23 protein-coding genes and 1 pseudogene are annotated in these 24,763 nt (G+C 71.2%); 16 read left to right on the plus strand and 8 right to left on the minus strand.

Translation table 11 applies throughout. The features are described 5' to 3' along the window. The first annotated feature begins 24 nt into the window (after positions 1–24). The gene (locus C2L58_RS01295; RefSeq protein ID WP_369903925.1) at positions 25–159 is read left to right on the plus strand and encodes a DUF397 domain-containing protein; all 135 of its coding nucleotides are present in this window, start codon (positions 25–27) and stop codon (positions 157–159) included. Here C2L58_RS01295 and C2L58_RS01300 read toward each other — a convergent pair. Then, positions 124–642 carry a hypothetical protein gene (locus C2L58_RS01300; RefSeq protein ID WP_103335101.1) on the minus strand — a complete coding sequence of 173 codons (519 nt, stop codon included), beginning with the start codon at positions 640–642 and terminating at the stop codon, positions 124–126. The two genes, C2L58_RS01295 and C2L58_RS01300, sit on opposite strands and share 36 nt — an antisense overlap. Positions 643–888: 246 nt before the next feature. Between C2L58_RS01300 and C2L58_RS50190 the strand changes: the two are divergent. After that, positions 889–1,239, plus strand: a pseudogene (locus C2L58_RS50190) (GtrA family protein); the annotation flags it as partial. Positions 1,240–1,257: 18 nt separating this feature from the next. On the opposite strand, the gene C2L58_RS48450 reads toward C2L58_RS50190, so the two are convergent. Continuing rightward, positions 1,258–1,815 carry a GNAT family N-acetyltransferase gene (locus C2L58_RS48450; protein ID WP_146073513.1) on the minus strand — a complete coding sequence of 186 codons (558 nt, stop codon included), beginning with the start codon at positions 1,813–1,815 and terminating at the stop codon, positions 1,258–1,260. 111 nt (positions 1,816–1,926) lie between these two features. Here C2L58_RS48450 and C2L58_RS01310 point away from each other — a divergent pair, with 111 nt between their 5' ends. From C2L58_RS01310 to C2L58_RS01320, 3 genes are read left to right on the plus strand one after another with little or no spacing between them, the layout of a single operon-like run. Then, positions 1,927–3,141, plus strand: coding sequence for a winged helix-turn-helix domain-containing protein (locus C2L58_RS01310; RefSeq protein ID WP_103335103.1), 1,215 nt, complete (start codon positions 1,927–1,929; stop codon positions 3,139–3,141). Between the two features lie 50 nt (positions 3,142–3,191). Further along, positions 3,192–3,866, plus strand: coding sequence for a HEAT repeat domain-containing protein (locus C2L58_RS01315; RefSeq protein ID WP_103335105.1), 675 nt, complete (start codon positions 3,192–3,194; stop codon positions 3,864–3,866). Further along, on the plus strand, positions 3,860–4,849 hold the full coding sequence (locus tag C2L58_RS01320; RefSeq protein ID WP_103335106.1) for a HEAT repeat domain-containing protein: 990 nt from the start codon (positions 3,860–3,862) through the stop codon (positions 4,847–4,849). Before C2L58_RS01315 ends, C2L58_RS01320 begins: the two co-directional genes overlap by 7 nt. Positions 4,850–4,972: 123 nt before the next feature. On the opposite strand, the gene C2L58_RS01325 is transcribed toward C2L58_RS01320, so the two are convergent. Both C2L58_RS01325 and C2L58_RS01330 read right to left on the minus strand, forming a co-directional pair. Further along, positions 4,973–5,896: a DUF4097 family beta strand repeat-containing protein gene (locus C2L58_RS01325; protein ID WP_103335108.1), complete on the minus strand. Its 924-nt coding sequence runs from the start codon at positions 5,894–5,896 to the stop codon at positions 4,973–4,975. A 12-nt stretch (positions 5,897–5,908) separates the two neighbouring features. After that, on the minus strand, positions 5,909–6,421 hold the full coding sequence (locus C2L58_RS01330) for a toxin-antitoxin system HicB family antitoxin (protein ID WP_103335109.1): 513 nt from the start codon (positions 6,419–6,421) through the stop codon (positions 5,909–5,911). Between the two features lie 119 nt (positions 6,422–6,540). On the opposite strand from C2L58_RS01330, the gene thyX reads away from it, so the two are divergent. The 8 genes from thyX (at position 6,541) to C2L58_RS01370 (ending at position 16,206) form a co-directional block, all read left to right on the plus strand. Continuing rightward, positions 6,541–7,293, plus strand: a complete 753-nt coding sequence (gene thyX, locus C2L58_RS01335) for an FAD-dependent thymidylate synthase (protein ID WP_103335111.1) — start codon at positions 6,541–6,543, stop codon at positions 7,291–7,293. Next, positions 7,293–7,688, plus strand: coding sequence for an ACT domain-containing protein (locus C2L58_RS01340; protein WP_103335113.1), 396 nt, complete (start codon positions 7,293–7,295; stop codon positions 7,686–7,688). The genes thyX and C2L58_RS01340 overlap by 1 nt, the downstream gene beginning before the upstream one ends. A 138-nt stretch (positions 7,689–7,826) precedes the next feature. Then, a complete protein-coding gene (locus C2L58_RS01345) occupies positions 7,827–9,068 on the plus strand; it encodes an Nramp family divalent metal transporter (RefSeq protein ID WP_199191044.1) in 1,242 nt (413 codons plus the stop codon). A gap of 24 nt (positions 9,069–9,092) precedes the next feature. After that, positions 9,093–9,527 (plus strand): hypothetical protein, encoded by a 435-nt coding sequence (locus C2L58_RS01350; RefSeq protein WP_103335114.1) that lies wholly within the window; start codon positions 9,093–9,095, stop codon positions 9,525–9,527. A 605-nt stretch (positions 9,528–10,132) separates the two neighbouring features. Beyond that, positions 10,133–11,611, plus strand: a complete 1,479-nt coding sequence (locus C2L58_RS01355; RefSeq protein ID WP_103335116.1) for a serine/threonine-protein kinase — start codon at positions 10,133–10,135, stop codon at positions 11,609–11,611. Between the two features lie 90 nt (positions 11,612–11,701). Then, positions 11,702–12,715 (plus strand): 4-hydroxy-tetrahydrodipicolinate synthase, encoded by a 1,014-nt coding sequence (dapA, locus tag C2L58_RS01360; RefSeq protein WP_103335117.1) that lies wholly within the window; start codon positions 11,702–11,704, stop codon positions 12,713–12,715. Next, entirely contained in the window at positions 12,712–14,409 is a 1,698-nt protein-coding gene (locus C2L58_RS01365) for a ribonuclease J (protein ID WP_199191045.1), read from the plus strand. The genes dapA and C2L58_RS01365 overlap by 4 nt, the downstream gene beginning before the upstream one ends. Positions 14,410–14,562: 153 nt before the next feature. Continuing rightward, positions 14,563–16,206 carry a VWA domain-containing protein gene (locus tag C2L58_RS01370; protein WP_199191046.1) on the plus strand — a complete coding sequence of 548 codons (1,644 nt, stop codon included), beginning with the start codon at positions 14,563–14,565 and terminating at the stop codon, positions 16,204–16,206. Here the strand turns inward: C2L58_RS01370 and C2L58_RS01375 are convergent. From C2L58_RS01375 to C2L58_RS01390, 4 genes are all read right to left on the minus strand, one after another. After that, on the minus strand, positions 16,160–17,557 hold the full coding sequence (locus C2L58_RS01375; protein ID WP_369903913.1) for an amino acid permease: 1,398 nt from the start codon (positions 17,555–17,557) through the stop codon (positions 16,160–16,162). The genes C2L58_RS01370 and C2L58_RS01375 overlap by 47 nt on opposite strands. 53 nt (positions 17,558–17,610) lie before the next feature. After that, positions 17,611–18,558 carry an EamA family transporter gene (locus tag C2L58_RS01380; RefSeq protein WP_103335122.1) on the minus strand — a complete coding sequence of 316 codons (948 nt, stop codon included), beginning with the start codon at positions 18,556–18,558 and terminating at the stop codon, positions 17,611–17,613. A gap of 193 nt (positions 18,559–18,751) precedes the next feature. After that, complete coding sequence (wrbA, locus tag C2L58_RS01385; RefSeq protein ID WP_103335123.1) at positions 18,752–19,366, minus strand: NAD(P)H:quinone oxidoreductase; 615 nt, start codon at positions 19,364–19,366, stop codon at positions 18,752–18,754. Between the two features lie 34 nt (positions 19,367–19,400). After that, on the minus strand, positions 19,401–20,216 hold the full coding sequence (locus tag C2L58_RS01390; protein WP_233225498.1) for a lysophospholipid acyltransferase family protein: 816 nt from the start codon (positions 20,214–20,216) through the stop codon (positions 19,401–19,403). Positions 20,217–20,372: 156 nt separating this feature from the next. Between C2L58_RS01390 and C2L58_RS01395 the strand changes: the two genes are divergently transcribed. The 3 genes from C2L58_RS01395 to C2L58_RS01405 all read left to right on the plus strand — a co-directional run bounded on the left by C2L58_RS01395 (position 20,373) and on the right by C2L58_RS01405 (position 24,723). Further along, complete coding sequence (locus C2L58_RS01395) at positions 20,373–22,856, plus strand: DNA translocase FtsK (RefSeq protein ID WP_103335127.1); 2,484 nt, start codon at positions 20,373–20,375, stop codon at positions 22,854–22,856. An 83-nt stretch (positions 22,857–22,939) separates the two neighbouring features. Next, on the plus strand, positions 22,940–24,163 hold the full coding sequence (locus C2L58_RS01400) for an AAA family ATPase (protein ID WP_103335183.1): 1,224 nt from the start codon (positions 22,940–22,942) through the stop codon (positions 24,161–24,163). Continuing rightward, positions 24,160–24,723, plus strand: a complete 564-nt coding sequence (locus C2L58_RS01405) for an RloB family protein (protein ID WP_233225499.1) — start codon at positions 24,160–24,162, stop codon at positions 24,721–24,723. The genes C2L58_RS01400 and C2L58_RS01405 overlap by 4 nt, the downstream gene beginning before the upstream one ends. Positions 24,724–24,763 lie beyond the last annotated feature (40 nt).

A 24,763-nucleotide genomic window follows, 5' to 3' on the forward strand; every position in this document is an offset into this window, starting at 1 on the left:
AGCTACAGCGTGCAAACCGAATGCGTGGAGGTTCTCCTCGCCGAGACTGTTGGCGTGCGGGACACGAAAGCCCGTCACCTGGGCCAACTCACCGTCTCGCGCGCCGCGTGGACCGCGCTGATCTCAGTGGTGCAGCCAGCCCGCGAACACCGCGGGTGAAGCCGCAATCAGACTGAAGCGGATCCACCTTCCGGCGAGCCCCGTCGTCAGGAAGGTCGCGAGCCGCATCCGCACGAGGCCGGCCAGCACGCTCGTCGCCATGAACGGGGGCAGGCCGACCAGGGAACTCACTCCGTACGTCCCGGCCATCCAATGCGGGTGCCGGTGGCAGCGCTCGCGCAGCCCGTCGACCCACCCGCGGATCCGCTTGGTCCGCAGCTGCCAGCGCACGCGCCGGGGCGTCAGCGGGCGCTCCCGGTGCAACCGGTCGTGCAGCGGCTTCGGGAGCTTGATCGTCCCGCGCGCGGCCAGGTAGTACAGCGTCTTCCCGGCGATCTGCCCGACGGCCACCGCCGCCCCGAGCCACAGCCAGTGCAGCCCTGGCTGGCTCGCGCACAGCCCGAGCAGGAAGACCTCGGCGTTGATCAGCGGCACGATGGCCGAGCCGAACGCGACGCCCAGCGTCAGCAGGATCCAGCTCATCGTGTCACCTCCTGAAAACCGCTCGCGTTCTTCCAAGTTATCAGTCCGAAATCTCCGCGCACGGGGGTTAGCCCCCGTCTTCGGCCGGTGGTCCGCACCAGAAGATCACCTGCCGGACGGCTTCCCGTCACTCTCCGCCGGAACACTGACGGGGTGGCCGCCGAGCAACCCCGTACGCCCGCCGACCGATTCGGCGCCCTGTGCCGGGCCGTCGTGCGCGTACTGCCCTGGGGTCTGTCGCGGATCGTGGCGCCGACGTTTCTCGGGTTCTGCCTGATCAACGGGTTCACGTTCGGCGTCGACCTCACGCTGCTGACCGTCTTCCACGGTGTGCTCGGCTGGCCGGTGTGGCTGGCGATCACGCTGGCGTACGCCTGCGCGTTCGGGCTGAGCTTCGCGCTGAACCGGACGTTCAACTTCCATTCCCACGCCGCCGTCGGAATCCAACTGGTGCTTTACACAGGTGCGATAGCTGTCAATTACGCGGCGTTCCTGCTGGGTGTGGGCGCGGGTCTGACGGCGCTGGGCGTCGAATACCACGTCTCGCGGGTGCTCGCGGGCGTGGGCGAGGGCGTGTTCATGTACGCCGTGATGCGGTGGGTGATCTTCCGCGACTCAGGTGAGACTGAGGTCGAGGGTGCCGGTGAGCCGGACCTCGCGGAGGGTGCGCTCGCCGGTGTCGAGGGTGCGGACGGTGCCGTCGGGGTTCCAGCCGGCCCGGCGGTAGAAGCCGAGGGTGGCGTGGTCGCCCTGGGCGACCCAGGCGATGCCCCGGGAGGCGCCGTCGGCCCGCAGGCCCGCGGCGGCCGTCGCGAGTAGCCGCCCGGCGTGCCCGCGGCGTCCCCAGCGCGGCTCGACGAGCAGGGTGGCGATCAGCCCGGTGGTCGCGGCGTCCTCGGGCAGGCTGCCGTCCGCGGCGGCGACCTCGTCTTCGGGGGCCTGGCCGGCGACGCAGAAGCCGACGGTGAACTCACCCTCGGTGGCGACGTAGACGAGGCTGCCGGGGTAGTCGATGGTCTCGGTCCAGGTGCCGGCGAGGTCGGTGGCGTCCAGCTGCGCGAGAGCCTGCTTGCCGAGCAGGTCCTCGTAGGCGGCGTGCCAGGTTTCGCGCTGGATGCGGGCGATCTCCGCGGCGTCGGACAGATCGGCGGGACGGACGGCGGCGTCGCTCATAGTGGGTGAAATTAGTACAGCGGAGCGCAGCTCCTCCGTTGAGGGCGGTGGTGGGGGCATGGATGGATGGCCGCCGTTTTTGTCGGTGGTGGGTGGCACCATGAGCTCACCATGCAAACGATCAGCGTCTCGACGGCCCGGAAGACGTTCCTGGCCGCACAGGGCTTCACCGACCCGCGTCCGTCCGGCGTGCCTTCGCGGCAGCACCTGAAACGGGTGTTGTCGAGAGTCCAGCTGCTGCAGCTGGACTCGGTGAACGTCGCGGTCCGGGCGCACTACATGCCGGTGTTCTCGCGGCTGGGCGCGTACGACCCGGCGCTGCTCGACGAAGCGGCGTGGGCGCACTCGGCGCGCCGCCCGCGGATGCTGGTGGAGACGTGGGCGCACGAGGCGAGCCTGCTCCCGATCGAGGACTGGCCCTTGATCCGCTCGGGCGCCAAACGCGACGGCTGGTGGCGGCACTACGGGCCGTTGATCGAGAAGTCGCCGGGCCTGGTCGAGGAGATCTTGTCGGTGGTCAAGGAGCTGGGCCCGATCGGCGCGGGCGGCATCGAGCGCGCGGTGGAGGCGGACGCCCGGCGCCGCGGCCCGGGCTCGTGGTGGGAGCGCTCGGAGGTCAAGCGCGTCTGCGAGTACCTGTTCGGCATCGGCCAGCTGACGACGGGCACGCGCCGGTCGTTCGAGCGGCTCTACGACCTGACCGAGCGCGTGGTCCCGCCGGAGATCCTGGCCCGTTCGGTGTCCGCGGAGGAGGGCGCGCGGGGCTTGATATCGCGTTCGGCCCGGGCGCTGGGGGTGGCGACGGAGACGGACCTGCGCGACTACTACCGCCTCGGCCCGGCCCCGGCTCGCCAGGCGGTGGCGGAGCTGGTGGAGTCGGGCGAGCTGGAGCCCCTCGCGGTCCGCGGCTGGAAGCAGCTCGCGTACCGCCATGCTTCGGCTCGGACACCGCGGAACGTGACGGGCCGGGCGCTGCTGTGCCCGTTCGACCCGCTGATCTGGGAGCGAGCGAGGACCGAGCGGCTGTTCGGCTTCCACTACCGGATCGAGATCTACGTCCCGGAGCCGAAGAGGGTGTACGGCTACTACGTGTTCCCGTTCCTCCTGGACGGCTCGCTCGTCGCCCGGGTGGACCTGAAGTCCGACCGCGCGGCGGGGGTGCTGCGGGTCCAGGGAGCGTTCGCGGAGGAAGGTGCGGACGTGGCCCGGGTGCTGCCGGAGCTGGCGGCGGAGTTGCGGCACATGGCGGAGTGGCTGGGGCTGTCGGGCGTGACGGTCGGTTCCCGGGGCGACCTGGCCCCGGCTCTGGCCCGGTTGGTCCGCTGAGGAGGCCTTGACCTTGACACAGTGACAAGGTCTTCACTGCGGGGGAGGAGGTGGTCACCATCAACCACGCAACGGACACCCGGCTGCTTGACGCGCTGGGCGCGGCGAACCCGTCGACCCGGCTCCAGGCGGCGCTGGCCGCGGGCACCCGGGCCGACCCCGGCCTCGCCGAGGCGCTCGTGACGCGGTGCGCGGCGGAACCGGACTTCTTCGTCCGCGACATGCTCACCTGGGCGCTGACCCGCCTGCCCGCGGAGTTGACCGTGCCCAGGCTCGTCGCGGAACTCCGCTCCGGCCGGGCCCAGGCCCGCAGCCAGGCCCTGCACACGCTGTCGAAGATCGGCGACCGCAGGGCGTGGCCGGCGCTCACCCGGGAGCTACTGCACGACCCGGACGACGAAGTCGCGCGAAGCGCCTGGCGGGCGGCCGTCGTCCTCGTGCCGCCGGGGGAACACGCGACCCTGGCGGCCGAGCTGGCTCGTCAGCTCGGCCGGGGTGACCGGGCCGTGCAGCTGAGCCTCAGCCGGGCCCTCGTCGCGCTCGGCGACGTGACCGAAGGGGCCTTGCGGGCGGGGCTGGTGAGCGCCGACCCGGCCGTGCGCGCGCACGCCCGCGCCACGGAACGGCTCCTGCACGACCCGGAGGCCGGGTTCGACCTGGCCGTCGACGAGGCGAAGCGGATCGTCGCGCTCGGCCCGGAACGCGCTGCGAGCGAGGCGTGCTGATTGGCGAGGTGGCCCGCCGGTCCGGGGTGAGTCCGCGGATGCTGCGGCACTACGACTCCCTCGGGCTGGTGCGGCCGACCGGGCGGACCGTCGGCGGCTACCGCGAGTACGCCGAGGCGGACATCCGCCGCATCTTCCACGTCGAAGGCCTGCGGTCGCTGGGGATGTCGCTGCGGCAGATCGGCCAGGCGCTGGCGGATCCGGCCTTCACACCGTCCACTTTGGTCGGTGAGCTGATCCGGCGGACCGAGGACAGGCTGGAACGGGAACGGGAACTGCTCGAGCGGCTCCGTGCGATCGACGCCTCGGAGCCCACCGGGTGGGACGGCGTCCTGCACGTCGTCGAGCTCCTGCACGGGCTCGATTCCCCGAGCCCGGCGCGCCGGCAGCAGGCCGCGCTGGACGTGCCGCTCCCCACCGAGCTGCTGGCCAGGGCGGTGCTGACCGAAACGAACCCGAACGTCGCCGGAGCCCTGCGCTGGGCGCTGGCGCGGGCGGGCGCGGACGGCTTGCCGGCGTTGGCCGCCGGGCTGCGTTCACCCGACGCCGAAGTCCGGCGGCGCGCGGTCCTGGCGATCGCCGAGCTGCCGGGCGAAGAGGCGGCCGCGGCTTTGGCGGCCGCGCTCGAGGATCCGGAGCCGGGCATCCGCCGCCACGCGGCACTGGCCGCCGGCCGTCGCGGAACGACGGCCGCGGTCCCGATCCTGGTCGGCATGGTGGCCGAGGGAACGAACGACGTCGAAGCGGCGGAGGTCCTGGGCACCCTGGCCCTGGACCCCGAATCGGGTCGCCGGATCGTGAGTGCGCTGGCTGCCGAGCTGTCTGCGGAGACCGCTGTGCGGATCCGGGTGGCCCAGGCGCTCGCCGAACTCCCGGCTCCACTGGCACAGGACACCCTGCGGCGCATGGGCGACGACGAGGACCGGGTGGTCGCGCTGATCGCTTCGGCGGTGACGGAGGCGCTGGGCCGGTCCGGTTCGTAGGTCCCCCGGCGCTGTGCCCGTCCGCCGGCATCGCCGGATTTCTGCGGGCCCTTTCGCTGGCATCTCGCGCGAACGGGCCGTTCCCGGCACCCCCGCCGGGAACGGCCCGTCCTTCCCCCTTACTCAGCCCGCCGCGCGCGTCACCACGGCGTTGCCGGTGCCCGTGCGGGCGCGGACCTTCAGCTTCACGCCGCCCTCGGGGGCGCTGTCGGCGACGTCCAGCTCGCTGGAGACGCGGCCGCCGCTGGAGGTCAGGTCGACCTCGGCGGACGTCCCGCCGCGGATGCCGATCCGGACCTCGCCCGAGCCGGTGATCAGGTCGAGCGAGCCCGAGGCGGCGTCGGCCACCGACAGGTCGCCGCTGCCGGTGCGGGCCATCACCTCGCCGGAGACCGCGCCCAGCCAGACGTCGCCGGTGCCGGTGGCCAGCGTGGCGGACCCGCTGATCGACGACGCCTCGACGGGGCCGCTGCCGCTGCGCAGCTGCAGCCCGCCCAGCGTCGGGCCGAGCTTGACGGCGCCGCTGCCGGTGCGGATGGTGGCCGAGCCGTCGGCGCGGTCGAGCTTGACCTCGCCGGAGCCGGTCAGCAGGTCGACGCGGCCGGCCGAGCCGGTGACGGTGACGTCCACCGCGCCCGCCCGCACCTCGACGTGCGAGCCCGCCGGCGCGTGCACCTTCACCGCGAGGGCGACGTTCCGCAGCTGCCACGCCTTCGGGGCCTGGACGACCAGGCGGTGGCCGAGCTTCTCGATCCGGCTCTGCCGCACGGCCTCGGCGGGGGAGGCGCCCGGATCGACGCCCAGCTGGTCGCCGAAGCGCTCGCCGACCCAGGACAGCAGGCTGTTGACCCCCGCCACCCACGGCTGCTGCTCGCCCTGGTCGTGCCGCAGCTCCACGCGGGCGCCGGAGTCGCCCTCGAGGACGACTTCGACGCGCCCGATCGTCACGCTGATGTCGAGCTCCAGCGGGACGTCGGTCTCGAACTCGTCCACCCGGACCAGTTCGTCGTTCGGCTCTTCGGCCGGTGTGGTCTGTTCTTCACTCATCGTCTCGTCCCCTCAGCCTTCGACCCAGCCGTGCAGGTGCGACCCGCTCCCGCCCTTGCCCTGGTGCTTGTGGCCCCCGCCGCCGAGCGCGCCGTGGCCCAGTGCGCCCTGCACCGCCTGCGACACGAAGGTGTTCAGCGAGACGCCCTGGGCGGCGGCCGCGCGTTCGGCCTGGCCCTTGATCTGCTCGACCAGCCGGAGGGTGATCCGGCTGATGTCACCGCCGTCGATCGGCGGCGGTGGTGTGGTGTCACGTGGTGTCGCGCGTGCCGTCGTCTCCTCGGCGGTGCCGGTGACGACCACCCGCACGTCGCGGCCGTCGAGCCGGACGTCCACCACCTGGCCCGGCAAGGCCGCCGTGACCTCGGCGGCGAGGTCGGCGAGGGCGTTCATCAGCGTCAGGCGGACGGCGGGTTCGAGCGCGGAGGACAGCAGCGCGGCCGCCCGCCGGGTGTGCTCGTCCCCGGCGGCAGCCGTGTTCGCGAGGTCCTCGCGAAGGTTGGCGATGTACGGCGTCAAGTCCATGACACCACTATGACGTCATCCTTGGTGTCAGTCAAGGCGGCGGGTGGTGTCACGTGTCCCCCGGGAGTGACCGCCCTCACGCGGTTAGGCTGCGCGGGAGCCGGAGAAGGAGTGCTGACGTGACCGCAACCGTGTCACCCAGAGTGCAGCTGATCGCGAAAACGGAGTTCTTCCCGCCCGGGGACGTGCCTTGGTCGACCGACGCGGACGGCGGGGAAGCGCTCGCCGAGTTCGCCGGCCGCGCCTGCTACCAGTCGTGGAAGAAGCCGAACCCGGCCACCGCGACCAACGCCGGCTACCTCGAGCACATCATCGACGTCGGCCACCTTTCGGTGCTGGAGCACGGTTCGGTGACCTTCTACATCACCGGCATCTCCCGGTCCCTGACCCACGAGCTGATCCGGCACCGCCACTTCTCCTACTCCCAGCTCTCGCAGCGGTACGTCCCGGAGCGCGACGCCGAGTTCGTCGAGCCGGAGATCATCGCGAACGACCCGGTGCTGCACGAGAAGTTCCTCGCCGCCACCCGGGCCAGCGTCGACGCCTACACCGAGCTGCTGGCCGGGCTCGAGGAGAAGTTCGCCGACGTCCCGAGCGCGACCCTGCGCCGCAAGCAGGCCCGTCAGGCCGCCCGCGCGGTGCTGCCGAACGCGACCGAAACCCGCATCGTCGTCACCGGGAACTACCGCGCCTGGCGGCACTTCGTCGCGATGCGCGCGACCGAGCACGCCGACGTCGAAATCCGCGAGCTGGCCGTGGAGTGCCTGCGGCAGCTGCAGAAGGCCGCGGCGAACGTGTTCGCGGACTTCACCATCTCGACGTTGCCGGACGGCACCGAGATCGCCACGAGCCCGAAGGTGCTGGAAGGCTGATGAAACGACTTGCGATCGACGTCCGGCCCGGCGAGTACGCCGTCGTGCGGCTGCCCGCGGACGCCGCGGTGCCCGCCGAGCTCTTCGCGCCCGGCGAGACGTTCGTCTCGGTGACCAGGACGCCCGAAGAACTGTCGGTGATCTGCCCGGCCGGCCGCGAACCGGCCGGGGCCACGGCCGCCGAGGACGGCTGGCGGCTGCTGTCGGTCCGCGGCCCGCTGGAGTTCACCCTCACCGGCATCATCGCCGCGCTGGCCTCGGAGCTGGCCGCGGCCGGGGTCACGCTGTTCTCGATGTCGACGTTCGACACCGACCACATCCTGGTCCGCGCCGGCGACCTCGACGACGCGGTCACGGCGCTGCGCGACTCCGGCCACGAGGTCGCCCTCCCCTGACCGTCCGGGACTTTTCGCCGCCGCCGATCCGGGTACCCGGGGTCGTGGGTGGGCGTGGTCACCCTTGAAAAGCAAAGTTCGGCGCGCCTAAACTCCGGTTTTGGGTCCCCGACATCCGGTTTTCGAGAGGTGGGCGTCATGGCTGTGACCGAGGCTGTCCGGCCGGGACTGGTGACCCGCCTGCGCACCGGGTCGGCCCTGCTCGGGCCGGCGTTCGTCGCCGCCATCGCCTACGTCGACCCGGGGAACGTCGCCTCGAACATCAGCGCCGGCGCCCGCTACGGCTACCTGCTGGTCTGGGTGATCGTCGCGGCGAACCTGATGGCCGTGCTGGTGCAGTACCTGTCGGCGAAGCTCGGGCTGATCAGCGGCATGTCGCTGCCGGAGGCCCTGCGCGCCCGCCTGTCCCGCCCCGCGCGGCTGGCCTACTGGGCGCAGGCGGAGATCGTCGCCATCGCCACCGACCTGGCCGAGGTGGTCGGCGGCGCGATCGCGCTCAACCTGCTGTTCGACCTCCCGCTCGTCGTCGGCGGCCTGATCACCGGCGCGGTGTCGCTGACGCTGCTGGCGGTCCAGGACCGCGGCGGCCAGCGGACGTTCGAGCGGGTCGTCACCGGCCTGCTGGCGGTGATCGCGGTCGGCTTCCTGGCCAGCCTGTTCGTCGAACCGCCGTCGCCCACGGAGACCCTCGGCGGCCTGCTCCCGCGGTTCGACGGCGCGGGCAGCATCCTCATCGCGGCGGCCATGCTCGGCGCGACCGTGATGCCGCACGCGGTCTACCTGCACTCGGGCCTGGTCCGCGACCGCCACGGCCGTCCCGAGGGCCTCCAGCGCCGCCGCCTGCTGCGTGCGACGCGCGTCGACGTCGGCTCGGCGATGCTCCTGGCGGGCGCGGTGAACCTGGGCATGCTGCTGCTGGCCACGACGAACCTCCAGGGCCAGGCGGGCGTCGACAGCATCGAGGGCGCGCACGGCGCGGTCTCCTCGGCCCTCGGTCCGGGCATCGCGCTGCTGTTCGCGATCGGCCTGCTGGCGTCGGGCCTGGCCTCGACGTCGGTGGGCGCGTACGCGGGCGCGATGATCATGCAGGGGTTGCTGCACAAGCGAATTCCGCTGGTCCTGCGCCGTCTGGTGACCCTGACGCCGGCGATCGTGGTGCTCGCGCTGGGCGCCGACCCGAGTACCGCGCTGGTGGTGTCCCAGGTGGTGTTGTCGTTCGGTATCCCGTTCGCGCTGGTGCCGTTGATTCGCCTGACGGCCGACCGTGATCTGATGGGGGAGGACACGAACCGCCGCTCGACGACGGTCGCGGCCTCGGTGATCGCGGCGATCATCATCGCTCTCAACCTGGTGCTCATCTACCTCACGGTCACCGGTTGACCCACGGAACGGGGAAACGCGGCCATGGCCTGGACCTTCGCCCTCAACGCCGAATGCGGGGATCGGGAGACCCACGCCCGCGACCTGGCGCGGCACTTCGACGGCTGGCCGGCGGGTGTCTTCAGCCGTGACAACGCCTGGTGGTGCGGGATCGCGCCGGACGGCCTCAGCCGCACCGGCGCGCACACCGACGAGGAAGCGGCGGCGATGACCGCGGCCGGCCGCCGGCTCTACTGGCTGCTCCGGATCGCGCCGCCGGTCTACCGCTACGCGCTCGCCGGCATCGAGACCGACCGGTTCCGCAGCTACGACGAGCTGATGGCGGAGAAGGACCTGACGATCTTCCCGGGCCTCGTCGTCGCCGAGGACATCTGGATCCGGACGGGCAAGCGCGCCGAGTTCAGCGACTTCGCCCCGGGCTACCGCTGGCTCCCCTACCGCGGCGAAACCCGCCGCTGACCAACCGCTCGACAACCCTAGGGGGTAATTGTCTCATCGATGTGGCAGTTAGCCCTAGGGTCGGAGAGCAAGAGTCGGCGCCACACGCAATCTCGGGCTGCTGCTGGTGCGAATCCCCAGGTCCGGGGCACGGCCGCGGGATGTCCCGGTCGGCGAGCCCGACCGTCAGGCACGCGAGTCGCCCCTCCAATCACGCGAGTCGTCCCTCCAATCACGCGTGTCGTCCCTCCAATCACGCGTGTCGTCCCTCCAATCACGCGTGTCGTCCCTTCAATCACGCGTGTCGTCCTTCCAATCACGCGTGTCGTCCTTCCAATCACGCGTGTCGTCCCTCCAATCACGCGTGTCGTCCTTCCAGGTACGCGAGTCGACCCTCTGCGTGCGCGAGCCGACCCTCTGGGTGCGCGGGCCGACCCGCTGGGTGCGCGGGCCGACCCTCTGGGTGCGCGAGCCGACCCTATGGGTACGCGAGTCGTCCCTTTGGGTGCGCGAACCGACCCTCTGGGTACGCGGGCCAGCCGTTCGTCGGCACGAATTCCGCGGAACCCGCGGCGCCCCGCGGCGGTCCGACTAGCATCTGCGCGACCGCCGCCCGAAGGAGCACCGTGACCGACGAACAGACCCGGCCCTACCCGCCGCAGGCGCCCAGCACGCCTGGTCAGCGGGTCGTCGCGGGCCGCTACCTCCTGCTCGGCGAACTCGGCCGGGGCGGCATGGGCGTCGTGTGGCGGGCGCAGGACCAGGTCATCGGACGCCAGGTCGCGGTCAAGGAACTGCGGCTGCCCGACGCCGAGTCCGCCGCCGTCTTTTCCGAACGCGCCCTGCGCGAGGTGCGCACCGGCGGGCGGCTCAACGACCCCGCCATCGTCACCGTTTACGACGTCGTCACCGACGGCGGCACCACCTTCATCGTGATGGAGCTCGTCGAAGCGCCCAGCCTCGCCGACCTCGTGCGGCAGCGGGGCCCGATGCCCGCCGCGCAGGCCGCCCAACTGGGGGAGCGGGTGCTCGCCGCGCTGCAGGCCGCCCACTCGGCCGGGATCGTGCACCGGGACGTCAAGCCCGCGAACATCCTCGTCGCGCCGGACGGCCGCGTGAAGCTCACCGACTTCGGCATCGCCCACGCCGTCGACGACCCGCGGCTGACCACCAGCGGCATGATCGTCGGCTCGCCCGCGTTCATGGCGCCGGAGCGCGTCGAAGGCCGGGAAGCGATGCCCGCCTCCGACCTCTGGTCCCTCGGGGCGACGCTGTTCTACGCCGTCGAAGGCTCGATCCCGTTCGAGCGCGCGACCACCGCCGCGACGCTGCACGCGATCATGACCGAGATCCCGTACCTCACCCGCGGCCACGGCCCGATCGCCGCGGCCATCCTCGGCCTCCTCGTCACGAACCCGGACGCGCGGCTGACCGCGGCCCAGGCCCAGAACCTGCTGACCACGGCGCAGGGCGTCCGGCCCACCCCGCCGCGCGGCACGGCGATGCTCGGCGCCGCCGCGCCGCAGCCGCCGAAGAAGACCCACCGCGCCCTCTGGCTCACGGCCGCGGCCGTGCTGGTGGTCGCCGCCCTGGTCGGCGGCTTTTTCGCGGGCAAGGCGTACGAGACGCCCGCCGCGGACGAGCAGAAGCAGCCGACCAAGACCTACGGCGTCGGCGGGCAGATCCGCGCGAACATCAACGACTACTACCGCTGCTACAACGGGCCCGTCCAAGACGGCGCGATCATCAGCAAGGAGGACAACCAGGCCGAGTGCGGCAACGCGCACACCTTGGAGGTCTACGAGATCGGCGGCCTGCTGTCGGTCGAGAACTGGACCTCCGACGACGCCAAGGTCGCGGCCTACCCCGGCCTGCCCGCGGTGACGGCGAGCGCGGAGGCGGCGTGCGCGACCGCGTTCCGCTCGTCGATCGTGCCCGAAATCAAGCGGCCGGACCTCACCTACCGCGCGCTCGTGCCCACCGAAACCGAGTGGCGCAGGGTCCCGGAGAAGCCCGGTGAAGAGCCCAGCCGCGCGTTCTACTGCGTGCTCGCCCGCGCCGACGGCGGCCCCATCACCGCGCCGATCGTGACCAAGGTCAAGTAGAAGTTCCGCGACGAGCGGCCGACCCCGGGAAATCCTCCTGGTGACCAGGTCGGCGCGGTTTTCGTCGGACCGGCGAGGTACCGTCTCCCCATGTCCAACCCACCTACCGCAGCGCCCGGACGGCCGTTCGGGCGCGTGCTCACCGCGATGGCCACCCCGTTCGACGCCGACGGCGCGCTGGACCTGAAGCGGGCGCAGGAGCTGGCCGAGCACCTCGTGGAGCTGGGGAACGACGGCCTCGTGGTCAACGGCACCACCGGCGAGAGCCCGACCACGAGCGACGCGGAGAAGCAGCAGCTCATCCGCGCCGTGGTCGAGGCCGTCGGCGACCGCGCGACCGTCGTGGCCGGCGCGGGCACCAACAACACCGCGCACAGCATCGAGCAGGCCAAGCAGGCGGAAGAAGCCGGGGCGCACGGCCTGCTGGTCGTCACGCCGTACTACTCGCGGCCCAGCCAGGCCGGGCTGTACGCGCACTTCACCACCGTCGCCGAAAGCACCGGGCTGCCCGTGCTGCTCTACGACATCCCGCCGCGCTCGGTCGTCCCGATCGAGGTCGACACGCTCCTGCGGCTGGCCGAGCACCCCCGGATCGTCGCGGTCAAGGACGCCAAGGGCGACCTCATCGCCGGCTCCGAGGTGATCGCCAACACCCACCTCGCCTACTACTCCGGGGACGACGGCCTCAACCTGCCGTGGATCTCCGTCGGCGGCGTCGGCGTGGTGAGTGTGATCGGTCACGTCGTCGCGGGCCGGATCCGGGCCATGATCGACGCCTACGAGAACGGCGACACCTCCACCGCGCGCACCAACCACCGCGGCATGCTGCCGGTACTGCGCGCGATGTCGCGGGTCGGCGGGGTCGCCTTCAGCAAGGCGGCGCTGCGGCTGCGCGGCTTCGACATCGGCGACCCGCGGCTGCCGATCGTCGCGCCGACCACCGAGCAGACGGCCCTGATCGCCGCTGATCTTGCCCAGGGCGGCGTGCCGCTGGGCGACAGGGCGGCTCAGGACTGGCATGGTGAGCGGGTGGCACAAGCAGATTCGCGAGCGGCCTACATCGCGCCGACCTCGCACACCAGCGTTGGGACCCTGCCTCGGTGAGCCCGCTTCCCCAAGGTCCAGGCCCCACCAACGCCCCGCCCGCACTGCCCGAGGGAGCTCTGCGCGTCGTCGCGCTGGGCGGCATCGGCGAAGTCGGGCGCAACATGACCGTTTTCGAGTTCGGCGGCCGGCTGCTCATCGTCGACTGCGGGGTGCTCTTCCCCGAGGACGACCAGCCCGGCGTCGACCTGATCCTGCCCGACTTCCGCGCGATCGAGGACCGCCTCGACGACATCGACGGACTGGTGCTCACCCACGGGCACGAAGACCACATCGGTGCCGTCCCGTTCCTCCTGCGCCTGCGGCCGGACCTGCCGATCTACGGCTCGAAGTTCACCAACGCGCTGCTCGCGGCCAAGGCCAAGGAGCACCGGCAGCGGCCGAAGCTGATCGAGGTCCGCGAGGGCGAGCGCCGTGACGTCGGCGTCTTCAACCTCGAGTTCTTCGCCGTCAACCACTCCATCCCGGACGCGCTGGCCGTGGCCATCCGCACCCCGGCGGGCGTGGTCCTGCACACCGGCGACATCAAGCTCGACCAGCTCCCGCTCGACGGGCGCCTCACCGACCTGGCCGGCTTCTCCCGGCTCGGCGACGAGGGCGTCGACCTGTTCTGCGTCGACTCGACCAACGCCGAAGTGCCCGGGTTCGTCATGCCCGAGCGCGACATCGGCCCGGTCCTCGACGACGTCATCCGCAAGGTCGACCAGCGCGTGATCGTGGCCTGCTTCGCCAGCCACGTCCACCGCGTCCAGCAGGTGCTCGACGCCGCCCAGCGGCACGGCCGCCGGATCGCCTTCGTCGGCCGGTCGATGGTCCGCAACATGGGCATCGCCGCCGACCTGGGCCTGCTCAACGTGCCGGACGGCCTGCTGGTCGACCTCGACCAGGCGAGCACGCTGCCGGAGAGCAAGGTCCTGTTCGTCTCGACGGGTTCGCAGGGCGAGCCGCTCTCGGCGCTGTCGCGGATGGCGCGCGGCGAGCACCGGCAGATTTCGATCCGCGCGGGCGACACCGTCGTGCTGGCCAGCTCGATGATCCCGGGCAACGAGACCGCGGTGTTCGGCGTGGTCAACGGCCTGACCCGGCTCGGCGCGAACGTCGTCCACCAGGGCAACGCCAAGGTGCACGTGTCCGGGCACGCGTCGGCGGGCGAGCTGCTCTACCTGTACAACGCGGTGCGCCCGAGCAACGTCATGCCGGTCCACGGCGAGTGGAAGCACCTGCGCGCGAACGGCGAGCTGGCGATCCGCACCGGTGTCGCGCCGGAGAACGTGGTCATCGCCGAGGACGGCGTGGTCGTCGATCTCGTCGACGGCAAGGCGTCCCGCACCGGCCGCGTCGAGGTCGGCCACGTGTACGTCGACGGCCTTTCGGTCGGCGACGTCGGCGAGTCGACGCTGTCGGATCGCCTGGTCCTCGGCGAGGGCGGGTTCATCTCGATCAGCGTCGCGGTGGATTCCAGCACCGGCCGCGCGGTCAGCAGCCCGACGGTGTCCGGCCGCGGCTTCTCCGACGACCCGAAGGCGCTCGCCGCCGTCGTGCCGCTGGTGGAGATGGAGCTGGCGCGCACCGAGGCCGAAGGCATCACCGACACGCACCGGATCGCGCAGGCGGTCCGCCGGGTGGTGGGCCGCTGGGTGGCCGACACCTACCGCCGCCGCCCGATGATCGTCCCGACGGTCATCCCGGTCTAGCCCGGCTCCGAGGCGGTCTTCGGTGCGGTGAACGCACCGAAGGCCGCCTTCGGCATGAGATCGCCCGCCTGTTAGGCCGTCCGGCGCACATGCGGTGGGTTTGTTGCGGGCTAACCTTGATCCCACCCCGCCTCGCGCAGAGAGGCCGCGCCGATGGGACGTCATTCGGACGGCAGACGACGCCGGCTGCTCGTGCCTGCCCTGGCGACCGGTCTCGTGCTCGTCCTCGGAGCCGCCGCGTGGGTGGCGGTGACGGTCGTGCGGGCCCGGCCGGCGTGCGAGCAGCCCGCGAAGGTCCTGGTCACCGCGTCCGCGGACATCGCGCCCGCGCTGTCGCTCGTCGCGCACGGGCTGGACCTGGGGTGCGGCAGCATCGAAATCCAGACGCGGGAGGCGACGCAGGCGGCCGAGCGCCTCGCCCTGTCGGACGGCAGCCCGCGGCCGCAGATCTGGGTGCCGGATTCCACGCTCGCGCTGCGTCGCGCCCACCAGCTCGGCGCCTCCGACGTCCCCGAAACCGGGGCGTCGGTGGCGAGCTCGCCGGTGGTCCTCGCGGTCGCCGCGGACGTCGTCAAGGGCCTCGGCTGGCCCGACCACGTGCCTTCCTGGACGGAGGTGCTGGCCGCGCCCGGCGTCGTCCCGGGGATGTCCGACCCGGCGCGCGACGCGGTCGGCGCGATGGCGCTGCTCGGCCTGCGCGACAGCGTCAAGGCGGCGCCCGAGCCTTCGGCCGCGTATGTGGCGATGCTGCGGCGCTTCTCGGCCAACACGCTCGGCGCGGAGACGGAGCTGATCGCGCGGCTGCCGGGCTCGAGCGACGGCGGCGGCACGGCCGCGGTGACGGCGTTCCCCGCGTCGGAGAACGCCTTGCTGCGCCACAACGTCGAGGACCCGAAGTCCCCGCTGGTCGCCGTCTATTCCACGGCGGTGCCCACTTTGGACTACCCGTTCGCGGAGCTGGGCGGGATCACCCCGCAGCAGCGCCCGATCGTCGAGGCGCTGCGCGAAGCGGTGCTGGGCGACCCGGGGGCGGACGCGATCGCCCGGACGGGCCTGCGCGCGGCGGGCGGCCAGGCGCTGCGCGACCACCCCGACGACCCGAGGGTGCTGCCCGAGGGCATCCGGGCGGAGAGCCTCCCGCCCGAGCCGCTGGTCGACGAGCTGCTCAACCAGTGGGCGGGCGTCAACCTGAGCGCGCGGGTCCAGGTGCTGATCGACGTGTCGGGGTCGATGAACGCGCAGGTCCCGGGAACGAACCTGAACCGCATGCAGGTGACGATGGAGGCGGCGGCGAAGGCGATGCACCTGTTCAAGCCGGCGACCCAGCTGCGCATGCTGGCCTTCTCGACCCACCTGGACGGCGACAAGGACTACCGCGAGCTGCTCCCGATGGCCTCGGTCGCCCAGCACCTGGCGAGCGGAGCCCTGGACAAGCTGGGCCAGGTCAAGGCCACCCCGGACGGCGGAACGGGCCTGTACGACAGCGTCCTGGACACGTACCGCACCGCCCGCCGCGAGTGGGAGCCGGGGCGGTTGAACCTGGTGATCGTGATGACGGACGGCCGCAACGAGGACCCGCACGGGATTTCCCGCGAAGACCTGCTGGCCGAGCTGGCGAAGCTCCAGGACGCCCGCCGCCCCATCCCCCTGATCGGCGTGGGCATCGGCCCGGACGCGGACAAGACGGAACTGGACCAGCTGACCGCGGCGACGGGCGGCCAGGCGTTCCTGGCCCCGGACCCGGCGAAGATCACGGACGTGTTTTTCGGGGCCCTGTCCCGGCTCGCCGGCGGATGAGGGCGTAGACGCCGAGGATCACCGCCAAGCTGATCAAGCTCAAGTACAACTGCGCCCGCGCGTCGGAATCCACGAACAGCATCGACGCCACCACGACGAGCGTCAGCACCAGCGTCACCCAGCTCAGCCACGGATAGCCCCACATCCGCAGCTTCAGCGTCTCCGGCGCCGTTTCCTCCAGCCGCCGCCTCATGCGGATCTGGGAGCCGCAGATGATCGCGTACACGAACAGGGCCACCGCGCCCGCCGAATTGATGATGAAGTAGAAGATCTTGTCCGGGGACACGTAGCTCATCACCACCGCCACGTACCCGACCGAAGTCGAGGCCAGGATCGCCTTCCACGGCACACCCCGCCCGTTCGTGTCCGACACCCACGCCGGGGCCCAGCCGTGGCGCCGCAGCGCGAACAACATCCGGGAGGCCGTGTACAGCCCCGAATTCAGCACCGACAACGCCGCCGTCAGGACCACCGCCGAGACGATGGTCGACGCCGCCGGGACGCCGAAGCGGCCGAACGCCGCCGCGAACGGGCTCGTCTCGCTCGGGATTTCGCGCCACGGGGTGATCATCACCAGCAACGCCACCGAGCCCACGTAGAACACGATCACCCGCCAGACGATCGTCGAGGTCGCCTTGCGGACCGCCGTCTCCGGCTGGTCGGATTCCGCCGCCGCGATCGTGACGATCTCCGCGCCGAAGTACGAGAAGATCACGATGACGACGCCGTGCACCACCGAAAACGGGCCGTTCGCGACGAAGCCGTCGAGGCCGATGTTGCCCACCGAAAAGTGTGCGTCCGGCCAGAGCCCGAGCACGAACAGCGTCCCGAGCAGCAGGAAGACGACGATGGTGGCGACCTTGATCGACGCCAGCCAGAACTCCGTCTCGCCGAAGGACCGCGCCGACGCGAGGTTCGTCGCCGTCAGCAGCAGCATCAGCGCCAGCGAAAACACCCACTGCGGCACGCCGGGGATCCAGCCCTGCAGGATCTTCGCGCCCGCGACCGCTTCGAACGCGACCACGCCGACCCAGAAGTACCAGTACAGCCAGCCGATCGTGAAACCCGCCCAGCCGCCGAGGGAATCGCGCGCGTACTCCATGAACGAGCCCAGCGCCGGTGACGCGGTCGCCATCTCGCCGAGCATCCGCATCACCAGCACGACGAGCAGCCCGCCGACGGCGTAGGACAGCACGGCGGCCGGGCCCACGGTGTGGATCACCGCGCCGCTGCCGATGAACAGGCTCGCGCCGATGATGCCGCCGAGGGCGATCATCCGGACGTGCCGCTGCCGCAGGTCGGGCCGCAGCCCGGACTTGGTCGTCAAGGTGCTTCCTCCCCGGGTGGGCATCGATCGCGGGAATTCTGCACCCCGGCGAGGTCAGACGCAGAATTTGCGCAACTTCACCCGGCGAGGATGGCCGAGTTCCGCTGCACGACGTACGCGCCGCCCAGCAGGATCGCCGACCCGAGCAGCTGCGGCCAGGCGAGCTGCTCGCCCAGCAGCACCCACGCCGCGACCGTCGTGATCACCGGTTCGACCAGCCCGAGCACGCTCGCCACCGACGCCGGCAGGTGCCGCAGCGACGAAATGCCGCAGACGTAGGCGAGGACCGTCGCGACCAGCACCAGCAGGGTCAGCAGCAGCCACACCGGCGGGTGCCAGGCCCCGAACCCGACGTCCGCACCGAGCAGCCCGGCCGGCCACGTCCACGGCGGCGCGACGAAGCTGATCGCGACCGCGCCGATCACCATGCCCCAGGTGACCAGGCCCAGCGGGTCGATGCCGGCCACCGCGCGTTCGCCGAGCAGGAAGTACCCGGCCGAGCACAGCGCCGCACCGAAACCGGCCAGCAGGCCGAGCCCGTCGAGGGTGACGCCCTCCCAGACCTGGGCGACCAGCGCGAGCCCGGCCATGGCCAGCGCGATGCCGCCCCACACCGCCCGCGGCAGCCGGTGCCGCCGCACGAACCGCACCCACAGCGCGATGAGCACCGGCGAGACGAACTCCAGCAGGATGGCGATCCCGACCGGGATCCGGCCGGCGGCGACGAAGTAGAGCAGCTGCACACCCGCCACGCCGAGCAGGCCGTACCCGGCCAGGACGGGCAGCTCCGCCCGGCGCACCCGCAGCTTCCGCGGCGCCACCAGTGCCACCCCGGCCAGCAGCACGACGCCGGCCAGCGCGATCCGCGCCGCGGCCACCTGCTCCGGGGTGATCCCGGCGGCCATCACGGACTTGCCCAGGGTGCCCGACGTGCTGAAGAACAGCGCGGCGAGCAGGACGTAGGTGGTCCCGCGGCCCCGGTGGGCGACCCGGGGCGGCGCGAGGACGGGGAGTTCGGTGGTCACCGTCGCGACTGTAGGTGGGCCGGTGTCACCGCCGAAACGATTTTCCCGGTTACCCGGGTCGCGGGGTGCCGGGTCCGTTTCGTTACGTCCGGGTCGGCGGGGAGTGAGTTTCTTTTTCTGAAGCCGCAGACCGGTGGTGGCCCGGCCGACGACGAATCCGCCGTCACGCCGCTCCTCGCGGACGGCGCGACGGTCACTCCGAGCGCTTCAACCCGGTCGCGACGTGCGTGGTGATGGTGGCCAGCCGCCGGCCCTGCAGGCGCAGGGCGTCGAGCGCGACGTCGTCCGGCGCGGCGGACTTCCGGGACACGAACGAGCCGCCGTACGGGTTGCCGGATTCCTTCAGGTGCGGGTCGGTGTAACCGAGCGGGACGACGATCGCGCCCCAGTGGTAGAAGACGTTGTTGATCGCCAGCAGCGTCGACTCGAGACCACCGTGCGCGGTGGACGCCGTCGTGAACGACGTCGCCACCTTGTCCGCCAGCTTTCCCCGCGCCCACAGGCCACCCGTGCTGTCCAAATAGGACTTGAGCTGGGCGGCCGGCCCACCGAACCGGGTCGGGCTGCCGACGGCCAGCCCGTCGGCCCACTCCAGGTCGCCGAGGGTGGCGAGCTCGTGGTGGGGGCCGGTGTCCACCCAGGCCTGCCAGCGCGGGTTCTGCGCGATCGCTTCGGCGGGCACGGTTTCCGGCACGGTCCGCACCCGCACGTCCGCGCCGGTCTCGCGCGCCCCGGCGGCCAGCGACTCGGCGAGGGCGGCGGTGTTCCCGGTCGAGCTGTAGTAGACGACGAGTATCCGTGTGCTCACATCCACCGACTCTAGGGGCGCCGCCGCGGGCGTCTCACAATACGGACGGCGGCTTCCAGGGGCTGACCGTGTCGGTCGGCCGGGTCGGGTCGTGGAACTTGGGCCGGTCCAGCTCGTCGCGGCGCAGCGGGACCAGGCCGTCGGTGATGGCCTGCATGATCTTCGCGTGCGCGCGCACCCCGGCACCCGGCCGCTGGGTGTCGATGTCCGAGAGGTCGACGGGGTCGCCGAAGTGCACGCGGAACCGCGGGCGGCGCAGCGGGGCGCTGAGCCCCGAGCGGGCCAGCGGGACCAGGTCCGCCGGGCCGTTGACGGTCTCGGTGCCCCAGTAGACGGCCTCGTGCGCGCCCCACTGGCTGATCGGGATCACCGGCACGCCCGCCGCCAGCGCCAGCCGCGCCGCGCCGGTCTTGCCGCGCTCCGGCCAGAGGCCGGGGTCGTGGCTGATCCGGCCCTCGGGGTAGACGACGATCGGCTCGCGCGTGGTCTTCATCGCCTCGACGGCCTCGGCGAACTGCCCGACGGCGGTCCCGGCGTGCTTGCGGTCGACCCGCAGGTGCCCGCTCACCCGCAGCGCCGGCCCGATGACGGGCGCGTCGAGGATGCCGCCGGCCAGCATGAACCGCGGGTTGATGCCGATCCGCTTGCACGCCGCCATCAGCACGAAGGCGTCGAACACGCCGATGTGGTTCGCGGCCATGAGCAGCGGCTTGCCCCGCAGCTGCGCGGGCACCCGGCCGCTGACGGTCAGCCGCCCGACGAGGTTCACCAGCCCGCGGTCGATGTTCAGCATGGTCCGCCAGATGGCGGGAGCACGGCGGGGCGGTTCGTCGGTGCGCAGCGCGAGCATGGGGCAGAGCATGGCAGACGCCGATTTCACCCGTTTGCGCACTCGCCGGATCGGTTCACCCGGATGGCCGCTCGACCGGCGGTGTGAGGCAGAAGTTCACCCTGAGCCGAGAGTGGCGCACGAGGCGATCGGCGACGGCCGGTTACCGTTGACGGCATGGCTGGGTCGGCGACGAGGAAGAGAAACACGGGAAGCGGCGCGAAGGGGGCAGCGGCGCGTAAGCCGCGTACACCCGCGAAGCCTCGTACGTCGTCCGCTCGCAAACCCCCGCCACGCGGCCGCCGCAAGACGCCCGGGACCTTCGGCAAGGGCGTCCGGGGGACCTGGAACCTGCTGGCCAAGGGCCTCGGCACGCTGGCCCGCACGGTCGGCCGCACCCGCGAGCTGGAGCCGGAGCACCGCCGCGACGGACTCGCGCTGGGCCTGATCGGCCTGGGCATCGTCGCGGCCGTCGGCGTCTGGTGGCGCGCGGCCGGGCCGATCGGCACCGGGGTGGAGATCGCCACCCGGACCGTCCTGGGCGCCGGAGCGGTCACGTTGCCGCTGGTGCTGGTCGTCGTCGCGGTCGCGCTGATGCGGTCCGAGCCGCACCCGGAGACGCGGCCGCGGATGGTCGTCGGCACGATCATGGTGGTCCTGTCCGTGCTCGGGATGCTGCACATCTTCACCGCGCTGCCCGACACCAACGACGGCCGGATGTACGCCGGCGGTATCGTCGGCGCCTTCTCCGGCGGCCTCCTCACCATGGGCGTCACCACCTGGGTCGCCGTGCCGCTGCTGATCCTCGCGCTGTTCTTCGGCGTGCTCGTGTTCACCGGCACGCCGGTCCGCGAGATCCCGCACCGGCTGCGCCACTGGGGCCTCGACGAAGAGGAGCTCGCCGAAGCCGAGGCCCAGCGCCCGGGCTTCGCGACCGACGAGGACACCGTCACCGAGACCGATCCGAAGTCGGCGCGGCTGCGCAAGCCGTCGCGGCGCCGCCAGGGCGGCGAACAGCTCGACCTCGACGCCGCCCTCGCCGAGGTGCCGACGCCGATCAAGCCGCCGAAGGCCCTGCCCAAACCGCCCGCCGAGGTCCCGGAGAAGAAGCCGAAGAAGACCCCGGAACCGCCGCTCGCGGTCACCCGCACGGTCGAGGGCGACTACCAGCTCCCGCCGCCTGACCTGCTGAAGCTCGGCGACGCGCCGAAGTCCCGCAGCAAGGCCAACGACGCCATGATCGAGGCGATCACCGGCGTCCTGGAGCAGTTCAACGTCGACGCGCAGGTCACCGGGTTCACCCGCGGCCCGACGGTCACCCGCTACGAGGTCGAGCTCGGCCCGGGCGTGAAGGTCGAGAAGATCACCGCGCTGACCAAGAACATCGCCTACGCGGTGGCCACCGACAACGTCCGGCTGCTGGCGCCGATCCCGGGCAAGTCCGCGGTCGGCATCGAGGTGCCGAACTCCGACCGCGAGATGGTCCGCCTGGGTGACGTCCTGCGTGCGCCGTCCACGGTCAAGGACAATCACCCGATGGTGATCGGCCTCGGCAAGGACATCGAGGGCCACTTCGTCACCGCGAACCTGACGAAGATGCCCCACCTGCTGGTCGCCGGTTCCACCGGTTCCGGTAAGTCCAGCTTCGTCAACTCGATGCTGGTGTCGCTGCTCGCGCGGGCGACGCCGGACGAGTGCCGGATGATCCTGATCGACCCGAAGATGGTCGAGCTGACGCCGTACGAGGGCATCCCGCACCTGATCACGCCCATCATCACCCAGCCGAAGAAGGCCGCCGCCGCGCTGGCGTGGCTGGTGGAGGAGATGGAGCAGCGCTACCAGGACATGCAGGTCAACAAGGTCCGGCACATCGACGACTACAACAAGAAGGTGCGCTCCGGCGAGATCACCGCGCCGCCGGGGTCCGAGCGCGAGTACCGGCCGTACCCGTACATCATGGCGATCGTCGACGAGCTCGCCGACCTGATGATGACCGCCCCGCGCGACGTCGAGGACGCGATCGTCCGGATCACCCAGAAGGCCCGTGCCGCCGGTATCCACCTGGTCCTGGCCACGCAGCGGCCGTCGGTCGACGTCGTCACCGGCCTGATCAAGACGAACGTGCCTTCGCGGCTGGCCTTCGCGACGTCGTCGCTGACCGACTCGCGCGTCATCCTCGACCAGCCGGGCGCGGAGAAGCTGATCGGCATGGGCGACGCGCTCTACCTGCCGATGGGGGCCGGGAAACCGGTCCGCATCCAGGGCGCGTTCGTCGGCGACGAGGAGATTTCCGCGGTCGTCAACTACGCCAAGGAGCAGGCGCAGCCGGACTACCAGGACGGCGTCACCGCGCAGAAGGCGGGCGAGAAGAAGGAGATCGACCCGGACATCGGCGACGACCTCGACGTCCTGCTGCAGGCGGCGGAGCTGATCGTGACGTCCCAGTTCGGCTCGACGTCGATGCTGCAGCGCAAGCTGCGGGTCGGTTTCGCGAAGGCGGGCCGCCTGATGGACCTGCTGGAGAGCCGCGGCGTGGTGGGCCCGTCGGAGGGCTCGAAGGCCCGCGACGTGCTGATCAAGCCGGAGGAACTGGAGTCGGTCCTGTTCATGATCCGCGGCGGCGGCCCGGTGGACGCCGACGCGGGCGACGACGACGAGTAGTACACCCTGGTAGATGCTTCGCGCGGTTCTGTGCGGTTTACTGGTACAGAACGGCTCGAAGCATTGCCAGGGAGGTGGTCAGGGTGCTGCGGAGCTTCCGGCTCGGCAATCACCGCTCGTTCCGGGACGAGCAGGAGCTGCTGCTGATGCCCGCCCGGCCGGGAGACGCTCGCCGGGCCGTCCCGGTCGCGGCGATCTACGGTGCGAACGCCTCCGGCAAGTCGAACTTGCTGAACGGTCTCTGGTACATGCAGACGGCGGTGCTCGAAACCGTCGGTGGCATCGGTGGGAGCGAAGGCTTCCGGCTCGACGACGGCGACGAGGAGCGATCCTCTTCTTACGTGGTCGAACTTGTCGCGGAGGGGAATCGCTACACCTATGGGTTCGTCGTTCGAGGCGAAATCGTCGAACAAGAGTGGTTGTACTCATACCCGGAGAAGCGCAGGAGGGTACTCCTCGAGCGAACCGGTGAACACATCAAGTTCGGCAGCACCGTGCCGGACCTCAAGGCCAAACTGACTGTCCTGGACGGGCTCATCCAGCCGGATGCGCTCGTCCTCGGCATCTGCAAGCGTCTCTCGCTGGAACCGTTGATGCCGGTCTACGAGTGGTTCAAAGCCGGAATGCGCATCCACTACCGGCATGCGGAGAATGCAACGGATCCGCTCGGCCAGCGAGTCGCTGCCTTCCTCCGACGCAGCCCGGACCATTCACGCCGGCTTCTGGGGCTGCTGGTCGCTGCCGATGTCGGCATTACCGATATCTCGATCGAGAACATCGGCGAGCCCATCCGACAGCCGCACGCCTCCATGACGCTGCAGCAGGTGCGGCGGCCCGGCCCCGGTCAGGCGCGGTTGAAGTTCAGGCATGGCGCTTCCGGTGTTCCGTTCGACCTCGTCGACGAGTCCGCCGGCACTTTGAATTGGCTCGACCTCTTACCTGAGGTGCTCGATGTGCTCGACGCCGGACGGTTGTTCGTGGTCGACGAGATCGACGGCAGCCTTCATCCGCGGTTGACCGCGAAGCTGATCGAGCTGTTCCAATCGACGGAGACCAACCCGCACAGCGCGCAGTTGATCTTCACAACGCACGACACGAGTCTGCTGGGCACCATGCTGGGCGGCGACCTGCTGGACCGTGATCAGGTTTGGTTCGTCGAGAAGGGAGCGGACGGCGCCAGCGAGCTGTACCCGCTCACCGACTTCAAGCCGCGCAAGGATCAGAACACCGAACGACGGTATCTCGCGGGTAGTTACGGGGCTGTGCCGGTACTGGGTGACTTCGCGGAAGCGGTCGCCGAACGGTGACCAGACGGGAGAACAGCGACCGGCGGCGCCCTGCGTTCCGGGAGCAGAGACTGTCCCTGTTGGTGGTCTGCGGTGCCAGGGCAACGGAGCCGGCGTACCTCGAAGGGCTGAAACGCGCCCGCCGGAATCCGGCTGTCAAGGTGAAGGTGAAGGTCAAGGCGGCAGATCCCGAAGCGGTCGTCAGATACGCTGCGCAACTGAGCGACCGGACGAGCGGCGCACACGACGAGGTGTGGTGTGTCGTCGACGTCGACGAATTCGACCTCGAGCGGGCTGTAGTGCTCGCTCGGAGCCTTCGGGTGAACCTGGCGGTGTCGAATCCCTGCTTCGAATACTGGCTGTTGCTTCATTTCGAAGCCTGCGCGGCGCCTGTGAAGTGCTACCGCGACGTTGAAAGGCGGTTGCTGCGGTACGTACCCGGCTACAGTAAGTCAGCTTTGCGGTTCGCTCACGACGAGCCCGGCGTCGATGCAGCGGTACAGCGCTCGCGCCATCCCGACGCCGGGCACGCTCGCAACCCGTCCACGCAGGTGGGCCTACTCGTCGAGAAGATGCTCTGAGCGCGTGCAACCCGGGGTCGGTCCGTTCCGTCCACAGCAC

Source organism: Amycolatopsis sp. CA-126428 (genome assembly GCF_002904335.1).
GTDB lineage: Bacteria > Actinomycetota > Actinomycetes > Mycobacteriales > Pseudonocardiaceae > Amycolatopsis.